This is a genomic window from Streptomyces purpurogeneiscleroticus (assembly GCF_020024005.1).
GTDB lineage: Bacteria > Actinomycetota > Actinomycetes > Streptomycetales > Streptomycetaceae > Streptomyces > Streptomyces purpurogeneiscleroticus.
In genome coordinates, this window is the sequence record NZ_NHSG01000305.1 from 1 (window position 1) to 10592 (window position 10592).

A 10592-nucleotide genomic window follows, 5' to 3' on the forward strand; every position below is an offset into this window, starting at 1 on the left:
GGCCGCGGCGTCGGAGACGGCGCGGGCCCGGTCGGTGTCGGCGGGCGGGAGGGCAGCGGCGTCGGCGGTGCGCGGGTCGGCGAGCTCCGCCGCGACCGCGGTCTCCTCGGCCTGCCAGGCATCCAACTGCCCCTGCACGCGCCGCCATTCGTCGTCGCTCAGCAGGGCAGCGGCGGCGTCCCGCGGAGTGTCGAAGCCCGCCTTGTACGCGGCGTCGGCGAGGGCCGCGTCGGCTTCCTTCAGGCGCTCGGCGGCGGTCTCGGCGTCCCGTACCGCGGTCACCGCCTCGGCGAGCAGCGCGGTCTGCCGCTCCAGGCGGTGCGCGCGCTCGGCAACGCTCGCGCTGTCGCCGCGAGCCCGGCGCAACCCTTCGGCCAGCGCGTTCTCCTCGCGGTCCAGGGCCTCGCGGCGGGAGTCGCGGGCCGCGGTGCGCTGCTGGGCTGCCTGCTGTTCCGCGCGGCGCTGCTCGTACTCGCGCTCGGCGTGGGCGAGGGCTTCGCGGGCGGCGTGCAGCCCGGCGCCGGCGGCGTGCGCGGCGTTGTGTTCCGCCCGCAGCTCCTCCAGTTCCTGGGCGAGCGCGGCGACCGGCGCGTTGCCGGCGCCCGCGGTGGCGGCGGCCAGCTCCTCCTTCACGGACTGCCCGGCCCGCTCGGCCTCCTCGCGGGCGGCGACGGCACGCTCGTACGCGGCGAACGCGGCCTCCTCCCGTTCCCGGTCCACATGACCGGCTTCGGTACGGGCGGGCGCCGGGTGTTCGGTCGCGCCGCAGACGGCGCACGGCGCACCGGCTTCCAGGTTCTTGGCCAGTTCGGCGGCGATGCCGTGCAGCCGCGCTTCCCTGAGCTTCAGCCACTCCTCGTGGGCCGCGGTCGCGGCCTCCCGGGCGCGCAGCAACTCCCGCTCGGCGTCGGCGAGTTGAGTGGTGGCGCGGTCGCGGCGGCGGGCGGCGGCCAGCCGGGCTTCGGCCGGTTCGAGGCGGGCACCGAGCTGTTCGGCGCGGGACGCCGCCTCCTGGGCGGTTTCGATGCGGTGCTGGTGCGCGGTACGGGTGGCCTCCCAGCCGGACAGCCAGTCGGCGGCGTCCAGGAGGGTCTGTTCGTCGGCGCGCGCCTCGCGGTCCAGTGCGGCGCGTTCGGTGATGATGTCGGCGGCGCGGCGCTCGTCGCGGCGGGCCGCTTCGAGGGAGCCGAGTTCGCCTCTCAACCGGTGTTCAAGCGCGGCCAGTTGGTCGCTGCCCGCATCCACGAGGTCGGAGCGCAGCCGCTCGCGGGAGCGGCGTTCGGCGGCCTGCGCCGCTTCGTGGTCGCGCCAGGCGGCGTCGCGCAGGGCGAGTCCGGGGGCGACGCGCTGGGCCTTGCGGGCGCGGTCCAGCCGCTGCCGGGCCCGCTCGCGGTCTGCCGCCTGCGCTGCGAGCACGTCGGCGCGGCGGCGGGCCTCGGCGTGCCGCTGCTGGAGGCGGGCGCGTTCGAGAGTCTCCTCCAGGGTCCGGGCCGCCTCGGCCGCCGCGGTCTCGGCCGTGGTGGCCGCCGCCTCGGCGATCTCCAGCCGCTCGCGCGCGCCGGCCCGGGCCACGGCCGCCCAGGCCAGGACGGTGGCGGCGAAGCCCGGTTCGCCGGGCGCGGGGGCTGCGTCCGTCCGTACGGCCGGTTTCTTCGTCCGCGTACGGGAGCCGCGGGCCGGGCCGGTGGACGAGCCGCGAACCGTACCGCTGGCATCGCCGCGAGCCGTACCGGTGCCCGGCCCCTCCGCCGACCCCGGCGCGGGCACCGACGGGTCGCGCAGGTCAGGGGTGCCGCCCGCCGCCTGGGCCATCCGGTGGGCGAGCGCGAGCAGCCGGTCGTCGGCGGCGGTGACCCGGTCGGCCGCCGTCTTCCGCAGCACGGCGAGCCGTTCCTCGAGGGCGGCGAAGCGCCGGGTGTCGAAGAGCCGGCCGAGCAGCTTGGCGCGGGCCTCGGCGTCGGCCCGCAGGAACTTCGCGAACTCGCCCTGCGGCAACAGTACGACCTGGCAGAACTGCTCCTTGCTCATGCCGAGCAGCTGCTGGATCTCCTCGCCGATCTCCTGATGCGACCGGCTGAGCGCCTGCCACTGCCCCGTCGCCGGGTCGTACTCGCGCAGCGCGCTGTACGCCTTCTCCATCGTCGTGCCCGTGCCGCGCTTCTTCAGGCGGGGCTGCTCGGGCCGCCGGATGATCTCCAGCCTGCGGTCGGCGACGGTCAGGTCGAGGACGACCTCGGTGGACGTGCCGGGGGCCGCGAGGGCGCTGCGCAGGGACTGGCCGCCGGGGCGGGCGCCGGGCACGGAGCCGTACAGCGCGAAGCAGACGGCGTCCAGGACGGAGGTCTTGCCGGCGCCGGTCGGGCCGTGCAGCAGGAAGAGCCCGGCGCCGGAGAGCCGGTCGAAGTCGACGGTCTGGGCGGCGCCGAACGGCCCGAAGGCGGTGAGCGTCAACCGGTGCAGCTTCACGCCGACTCCTTCGCCGCCTGGTCGGTCCGTACCTCGTCGAGCGCGGCGCCGAGCAGGGCGCGTTCCGCCGCGTCGGCGGCGCGGCCCGGGCGTACGTGGGCCACGAAATCCTCGGCGATCTCCTGGTCGCTGCGGCCGCGCAGCCGCTGCGCGTAGGAGACCTCGGGCCCGCCGTCACGCGCCTCGGGCTCGAAGGAGAGGGCGAGGGTGTGCGGGAAGCGCGCGGTGAGCCGGGCCATCGGCTCGTGCGGGCGCGCGGGGTCGGTGAGGGTGGCCTCGATCCAGGACTCCTCGTGCGCGGCGAGGCCCGGGTCGGCGAGCAGGTCCTCCAGGCGGCCGCGGAGGCGGGCGAGCGGGCGCGGCACGGGGCACGGCAGCCGCTCCGCCGCCACGGCGCCGTCCGCGCCCAGGTCGATCAGCCACATCGATTTGCGGTGGTGCACCTCGGAGAAGGAGTACGCGAGCGGGGAGCCGGAGTACCGCACCCGTTCCGTGATCGTCTGGCAGCCGTGCAGATGGCCGAGGGCCGCGTAGTCCACGCCGTCGAAGACCTCGGCCGGTACGGAGGCGACGCCGCCGATGGTGATGTCGCGCTCGCTGTCGCTGGGCGCGCCGCCGGTGACGAAGGCGTGCGCGAGGACGACGGAGCGGGTGCCGGCGGGGCGGCCGGCGAGATCGGCCCGTACCCGGTCCATGGCCGCGCCCAGCACCTGGGTGTGGCGGGCCTTCTCGGCGCCGAGGGTGTCGCGGACCAGCGCGGGCTCCAGGTACGGCAGGCCGTAGAAGGCCACGTCGCCGTGGTCGTCGGCGAGCAGGACGGGAGTGCCGCAGCCGGCCGGGTCGGTGCGCAGGTGGATGCCGGCCTTCGCCATGAGGCGGGCGCCGACGCCGAGCCGGCGGGCCGAGTCGTGGTTCCCGGAGATCATGACGGTGGGCACGCCGAGGTCGGCGAGGCGGTGCAGCGCGTCGTCGAAGAGGTCGACGGCGGCGAGCGGCGGGACGGCCCGGTCGTACACGTCGCCCGCGACGAGCACCGCGTCGACCTGCCGGCTGCGGACGGTCTCGATGAGGTGGTCGAGGAAGGCGCGCTGGTGGCCGAGCATGTTCACGCGGTGGAACGAGCGCCCGAGGTGCCAGTCGGAGGTGTGCAAGATTCTCAACAGACGGCTCCGACCTGCATGGTGTTCTTCCTCCCCGTAATGCGTCCGCGCCCGGCCCGCAGCCGGTGGTCAACGGCACGCACCACGCTAGCGCCCCCAGGTCCCCCATTTCCCACGGACCTCGGTTTTCCGTCGTACGGACCGGCGCCGGGCGGCTAGCGACCGCTTTCTCTCCGGCGTCGGACAACGTTCCGGCGGATCAGGAAGCCCACCAGTACGAAGGGGGCGAGGAGGAGGGCGAACGGCACCACTTCCCGCATCGATCGGCTGATCAGGGGCGAGAGCAGGAACACCAGCAGGATTCCGGTGACCAGCACCCGGTTCGAGAGCCGCTTCGGTGCGACCGGGGCCTGAGCGGGCAGCGGTGCCTGAACGGCGTGCGGGGTCTGCACAGAGTGCGGTGCCTGTACGGAGTGCGGGGTCTGCACGGGCTGCGGCAGCGGCCCGGGAACCGGCGGCTGCGCGAAGACCGGCGACGGGGTGCGGGGCGGTGCCATGGTGGGCGGCGGGCCGAAGCCCGGCGTGGCGGGCGCCGGCCCGGGCGCCTGCCGCGGCGCGGACGGGGCGTCGGCCAGCCTGCGCATCGACCGTTCGCGGGCGGCCAGGTCCTCGGCGAGTGCGGCGGGGACCGTCTGCCGCCACTGGTGCACACGGGCGCCGATCCCTTCCAGCCGCTCGCCCAGCACGTCCGCCGACGGCCGTTCCTCCGGCTGCTTGGCCAGGCAGGACACCAGCAGCGGCCGCAGTGTCTCCGGCACGCCGTCGAGGTCGGGGTCCTCGTGGACGATCCGGTACAGCAGCACGGGCGCCGAGGCGTTCTCCGCGGGCCGGGTGAAGGGGCCGCGGCCGGTCGCGGCGTGGGCCAGGACCGCGGCCAGCGAGAACACGTCGGCGGGCGCCGCGGTCCCGGTTCCGGTGGCCTGCTCGGGCGCGAGGAAGCCGGGTGAGCCGATCATGCCGCCCGTGTGGGTGTGTCGGGAGTCGTCGGCGGCACGGGCAATACCGAAGTCGATCAGCCGCGGATGGTCACCGGCCAGCAGGACGTTGCCGGGCTTGACGTCCCGGTGCGCGAGACCGGTCCCGTGCACGGCCTGGAGCGCGCCGCACAGTTCGGCGGCCAGCGCCAGCAGGGCCGGTTCGGGGAGCGGGCCGTGCTTCTCGACCCATTCGCCGAGCGATGGCGCCGGTACGTACTCGGTGGCCAGCCACTGCGGCCGCTGCCCGGCGACGCTGTGGTCCACGACGGCGACGGACCACGGGGAACGGACCCGGTCGCTGTTGCGGATCTCCCGGTCGAAGCGCGCTTCGAAGCCCAGCTCGGCGCCGAGGTCGGAGCGGACCGTCTTCAGTGCCAGCGGCCGTCCGGACGGGGTGCGGGACAAGTACACCTGCCCCATGCCGCCCGCGCCGAGCCTGGCCAGCAGCGGATAGCCGCCCAGGGCCGGCGGATCCGCGGTTTCGAGACCGTGCATGGAAGTGTTCGTCCCCCTCGTCCCTCTTGTCTGCTGCGCCCGGCACCGCCGCGGACCAGCGCATGATCAGCAGCGTAGAGGGCACGGACCGCACGCGGACAGGCGGGCCGTGCGCGCGGGTCAGCCGGCGCCCTGCGCGCGGGCGCGGTCCGGCACGACCTTGCCCGGGTTGAGGATGCCTTGCGGGTCCAGCGCGGCCTTGATCGCGTGGTGCATGTCCAGGACGGGCGCGGACAGCTCCTGTGCCAGGCCGTCGCGCTTGAGGAGTCCGACGCCGTGTTCGCCGGTGACCGTGCCGCCGAGGTCGATCGCGTCCGCGATGATCTCGTGGAAGGCGGCCTGGGCACGCTCCCGGGCCGCGGTGTCGCCGGGCGGGGTGATCAGCAGCGGGTGGAGGTTGCCGTCGCCGGCGTGCGCGATGTTGGCGATGAGGGTGTCGTGGCGGGCGGCGGCGCGCTCGATGCGGGCGAGCATTTCCGGTACCGCGGCCTTGGGGACGCACACGTCCTCGGTGAGGACCGGGCCGAGGCGTTCCAGCGCCGGGTAGGCGAGCCGCCGGGCCGCGAACAGCGCGTCGGCCTCCTCCTGGTCCGTGGACTGCGCGGCCCAGGTGGCGCCGGCCTCCTCGAAGCAGGCCAGCATGCGCGCGGCCTCCTGCTCCCCGGCCGGGCCCGGCGCGTCCGTGCGCCCGAGCAGCACCACGTCCGCGTCCACGGACAGGCCCATGTTCTTCCACTTGTCGACGGCGGCCAGGCAGTGCCGGTCGATGAGCTCCAGTGCGGAGGGGGTGAGGCCGGCGGCACCGACCGCGGCGACGGCGCGGCCCGCGGCCACGACGGAGGAGAAGTACCCGGCGACGGTGCGCTCCGGCTCCCGCTGCGGGCGCAGCCGTACGGTGATCTCGGTGATCACGCCGAGCGTGCCCTCGGAGCCGACGAGGAGCCCGGCGAGGTCGTACCCGGCGACGCCCTTGGCGGTCCGCCGCCCCAGCCGGACCAGCTCGCCGGTACCGGTGACGGCCTCCAGCCCGAGCACGTAGTCACGCGTGACGCCGTACTTCACGCAGCACAGGCCGCCCGCGTTGGTCGCGACGTTGCCGCCGATGGTGGACCAGGGGGCGCTGGCCGGGTCCGGCGGATACCACAGGCCGTGCTCGGCGCAGGCGGCACGCAGGTCGTCGTTGACGACACCGGGCCCGACGACCGCGAGCCGTTCGACCGGGTCGATCTCCCGGATCGTGTTCATGTGCTCCGTCGACAGCACGACACATCCCTCGACGGCGTTGGCACCGCCGGAGAGGCCGGTGCCGGCGCCGCGGGTGACGAGCGGGACGCCGTGCCGCAGGCAGCCGCGGACCACGGTGCGCACTTCCTCCGCGGTGCGCGGCCGGACCACGGCACACGGACTGCCGTGCGGCGCCCACTCGGCCTCGTCGTGAACGAACCCCGCGGCAACTTCCGGATCCTCGACCAGCCGCCCACCCGGCAACTCCGCCCGCAGCTCATCGATCAGCATGCCGGATCTCCTTTGCCCGCGCGCCACTCCGGGGCGAGGACCGACCAGACCTCCATGTCGTGCCGTGTGCCCCGGTAGGGGTAACTCTCGCGCAGGACACCGTCCTTGGTCATGCCGAGCCGCCGGGCCACGGCGATGCTGGGCGCGTTCGCCGAGGAGACGTGCCACTCCACGCGGTGGATGCCGCGCTCCTCGACGGCCCAGTCGATGAGCACGCGCACGGCCCTGGTGACCAGCCCCCTGCCCGCCGCCGACGGCTCCAGCCAGCAGCCCGCCTCGGCGGTGCCGCTCGCGAGGTCCATCGTCCGGAGGAGGACCCCGCCGACCAGCTTGCCGTCCGACCGGATGCCGTGGACGCATCCGGTGTCGGCCGCGGCCTTCTCCGCGTACGAGTGGAGGTACGCGCGGCTCGACTCCAGGTCCGTGACGACGTCCGGCAGGCCGACGTACTGCCCGATGAACTCCCGGCCCCGCTCGATGTGGGCCAGGAACTCCCCGGCCTGCCACGGTTCGAGCGGGCGCAGCTCAGCGCCGTCGTCCCCCAGGGACCTCGCGTACATCGTTCACTCCCCCGTTCCCTCGGCTCACGGCCGGGACAGCTGTCTGCTGATCACCAGCCGCTGGATCTGGTTCGTCCCCTCAAAGATCTGCATGATCTTGGCTTCGCGCATGTAGCGCTCGACCGGGAAGTCCCGGGTGTAACCGTAACCGCCGTAGACCTGCACCGCGTCAGTGGTGACCTTCATCGCGGCGTCGGTCGCGATGAGCTTGGCGACGCTGGCCTGGCGGCTGTAGGGGCGGCCCGCGTCGCGGCGGCGCGCGGCGTCGAGGTACGTGGCGCGTGCCGAGTCGACGGCGGCGGCCATGTCGGCGAGGACGAAGCCGAGGCCCTGGTGGTCGATGATCTTCCGGCCGAAGGCGGTGCGCTCGTTGGCGTACGTGACGGCCGCGTCCAGGGCCGCCTGCGCGACGCCGGTGGCGCAGGCCGCGATGCCCAGCCGCCCGGAGTCCAGCGCGGACAGGGCGATCTGCAGGCCCTGGCCCTCGCTGCCGATCAGCCGGTCCGCCTCGATGAGCGCGCCGTCCCAGTGCGCCGCGGTGGTCGGGATCGCGTGCAGGCCCATCTTCTCCTCGGGCCGGCCGAAGGTCAGCCCTTCGGTGGCGCCGGGCGCGAGGAAGCACGAGATGCCGCGGCTGCCGGCGGCGGTGCGGGCGAAGAGGGTGTAGAAGTCGGCCTTGCCGCCGTGGGTGATCCACGCCTTGCTGCCGGTGATCCGGTAACCGCCCGTCTCCCGCACGGCCTTGCAGGTCAGCGCGGCGGCATCGGAGCCGGCCTGCGGCTCGGAGAGGCTGTAGCCGCCGACCTGACCGCCGCCGAGGATGTCCGGCGCCCAGCGTTGCCGCTGCTCCTCGGTGCCGTACGTCATCAGCGCGTACGCCGACATGGTGTGCACGCTGGTGGCCACCGCGACGGCCGCCCAGCGGGCCGCCAGTTCCTCGATGACCTGGAGGTACACCTCGTACGGCTGGCCCCCGCCGTCGTACTCCTCCGGGTAGGGCAGGCCGAGCAGCCCGGCCGCGCCCAGGGTGGCGAACAGGCCCTCCGGGTACCGCTCTTCGCGCTCGTGCTTGTCGACGCGGGGCGCGAGCTCCTTGTCGGCGATGTCGCGGGTGAGGTCGAGCAGGTCCTCGGCCTCCTGGGTGGGCAGCAGCCGGTCGACGGTCATCGTGCCTCCGTGTGCATGCCCGCTGCGGCGCGGGCGGGGGTGGTACCGAGAGCCGCGAGCGCGGCGCGGGCCTGCTCGCGGAAGTCCGCGACGCGCGCGAGCTTGATGTCCTCGTACCCGCGTACGAGGTCCGGCAGCTCCGCGACGGCGCGCACGGCGTCGGTGTTCTCCGGCGTGAGGTGCGCGAGCGCGCCGCGCACCAACTGGCGGTACTCGCCGATCAGGGCGCGCTCCACGCGGCGGACCTCGGCGTATCCGAAGAGGTCCAGCGAGGTGCCGCGCAGCACGCGGCCGGCGCGCAGGGCGCGGAAGGCGGCCGGCGCGGTGCGGCGCAGCCGGATCTTGCGCTTCATGCCGAGGGCGCGCAGGACGGGCGGGTGGAGGAGGACGGAGACGGACGATCCCGCGCCGAACTCGTCGCGCAGCTTGGCCTGTTCGGTGGCGTCGAGGTGCAGCCTGGCCACCTCGTACTCGTCCTTGTACGCCATCAGTTTGTGCAGGCCGCGGGCGTAAGCGAGGGCGATGGAGGTACCGGCTTCGGCGCCGGCACGCTCCTGGGCGAGGGCCGCGACGCGGGCCACGTCGTCGGCGTACCGGCGGGCGTAGCGCTCGTCCTGGTAGTCGATGAGGTCGGCGGTGCGGGTGGCGACGGCCGCTCGCAGCTCCTCGTCGGCGGTGTGCTCGGCGGCGATCGACGCGGCGGCCGGGGTGATCTCGACGACCGGGCGCTCCGGGACGGCCAGTGCGGCGGTGACGGCCGCGCGGTCGAGCACCGCGGCGCGGCCCCAGCGGAAGGCCGCGAGGTTCTTCTCGACGGCGGCGCCGTTGAGGCGGATGGCGTTCTCGACGGCCTCGGCGGTCAGGGGAAGGCAGCCGTGCTGGTAGGCGGCGCCGATGAGCACCATGTTGGCCGGCATGTGGTCGGCGAAGAGGGCTTCGGACAGGCCCTGCGCGTCGAGGTAGAGGTTGTCGTCGCGGCGGGTGACCGACTCGATGCGTTCGAGGGCGTCGTCGGGCGAGCCGGGCAGGACGACGCGGCCGGTGACCATGGCGGCGGTCGGTACGACGGCGGTGTTGACGACGGCGACGGTGTGGCCGGCGCGTGCCACTGCCATGTTGCTGTCGGAGGCGGCGCCGAGCAGGTCGAAGCCGATCAGGACGTCGGCGGTGCCGCGCGAGGCGCGCAGCGATCCGGTCACCGGCGTCTTGGCGATCCGCAGGTCGCTGAGGACGGGGCCGCCCTTCTGCGCAAGGCCGGTCTGCTCCAGCCCGGCCGCGTACAGGCCGTCCAGCCGGGCCGCCATCTGGAGGATCTGGGAGACGGTGACCACGCCGGTGCCGCCGACGCCGGGCATCCGCAGCAGGGTGCCGCCGGGGCCGAACCGGCGGGCCGGTTCGCTCAGTTCCACCGGCAGGTCCGGGATCTTCCGGGGCTCCTTGCGGCCCGGCTCGACGAGCAGGAAGGAGGGGCAGTCCCCCTTGAGGCAGCTGAGGTCGGTGTTGCAGGACGCCTGGTGGATACGGGTCTTGCGGCCGAACTCGGTCTCGACGGGCTGGACGGACAGACACGTCGACTTCTCCCCACAGTCCCCGCATCCCTCGCACACCCGCTCGTTGATGGCGACCTTCTCCACCGGCGTGGGCAGCTGGCCGCGCTTGCGCAGCCGCCGCTCCTCGGCGGCGCAGCGGTCGTCGTGCAGCAGCACCGTCACACCTTCGGTGGCGGCCAATTCCCGCTCCACATCGGGGAGTTCATCGCGGTGGCGTACGGTCGCGATCGGGTCGAGCCGGACACCGCGGTAGCTGCCGGGGTCCGCGGTGGTGACAACGACCCTGCGCACGCCCTCGATGGCGAGCAGCCGGATGACGGCAGGGATGTCGAGGCGGCCTTCGGCGCGCTGGCCGCCGGTCATGGCGACGGCGTCGTTGTAGAGCAGCTTGTACGTCATGGTGACGCCGGCGGCGACGGCGGCGCGGACGGCGAGCGAGCCGGAGTGGTGGAACGTGCCGTCGCCGAGGTTCTGCACGAAGTGCGCGTCGTCGGTGAAGGGCGCGATGCCGATCCACTGCGCGCCCTCGCCGCCCATCTGCGTCAGGCCGATCTGCGTGCCGCGCCCGGCACCGTCCAGCGCGATCATCGCGTGGCAGCCGATGCCGACGCCGACCAGCGTGCCGTCGTCGGTGCGGGTGGAGGTGTTGTGCGGGCAGCCGGAGCAGAAGTACGGGGTGCGGGCCGCGACGGTGGGCAGGGT

General features: G+C 74.5%; 7 protein-coding genes. All 7 read right to left on the minus strand.

Going from position 1 to position 10592, the window contains the following annotated elements:
• A partial coding sequence (locus tag CCS38_RS19700) for an AAA family ATPase (RefSeq protein WP_223734617.1) occupies window positions 1-2466 on the minus strand: 2466 nt, incomplete at its 3' end.
• On the minus strand, window positions 2463-3626 hold the full coding sequence (locus CCS38_RS19705) for an exonuclease SbcCD subunit D (RefSeq protein ID WP_223734618.1): 1164 nt from the start codon (window positions 3624-3626) through the stop codon (window positions 2463-2465). The genes CCS38_RS19705 and CCS38_RS19700, both read right to left, overlap by 4 nt.
• Before the next feature lie 155 nt (window positions 3627-3781).
• The gene (locus CCS38_RS19710; RefSeq protein WP_223734619.1) at window positions 3782-5098 is read right to left on the minus strand and encodes a serine/threonine-protein kinase; all 1317 of its coding nucleotides are present in this window, start codon (window positions 5096-5098) and stop codon (window positions 3782-3784) included.
• A 120-nt stretch (window positions 5099-5218) separates the two neighbouring features.
• Entirely contained in the window at window positions 5219-6613 is a 1395-nt protein-coding gene (locus CCS38_RS19715) for an FAD-binding oxidoreductase (RefSeq protein ID WP_223734620.1), read from the minus strand.
• On the minus strand, window positions 6607-7173 hold the full coding sequence (locus tag CCS38_RS19720) for a GNAT family N-acetyltransferase (RefSeq protein WP_223734621.1): 567 nt from the start codon (window positions 7171-7173) through the stop codon (window positions 6607-6609). The genes CCS38_RS19715 and CCS38_RS19720 overlap by 7 nt, the downstream gene beginning before the upstream one ends.
• A 24-nt stretch (window positions 7174-7197) precedes the next feature.
• Window positions 7198-8340: an acyl-CoA dehydrogenase family protein gene (locus tag CCS38_RS19725; RefSeq protein ID WP_223734622.1), complete on the minus strand. Its 1143-nt coding sequence runs from the start codon at window positions 8338-8340 to the stop codon at window positions 7198-7200.
• A partial coding sequence (locus CCS38_RS19730; protein WP_223734623.1) for an indolepyruvate ferredoxin oxidoreductase family protein occupies window positions 8337-10592 on the minus strand: 2256 nt, incomplete at its 5' end. The genes CCS38_RS19725 and CCS38_RS19730, both read right to left, overlap by 4 nt.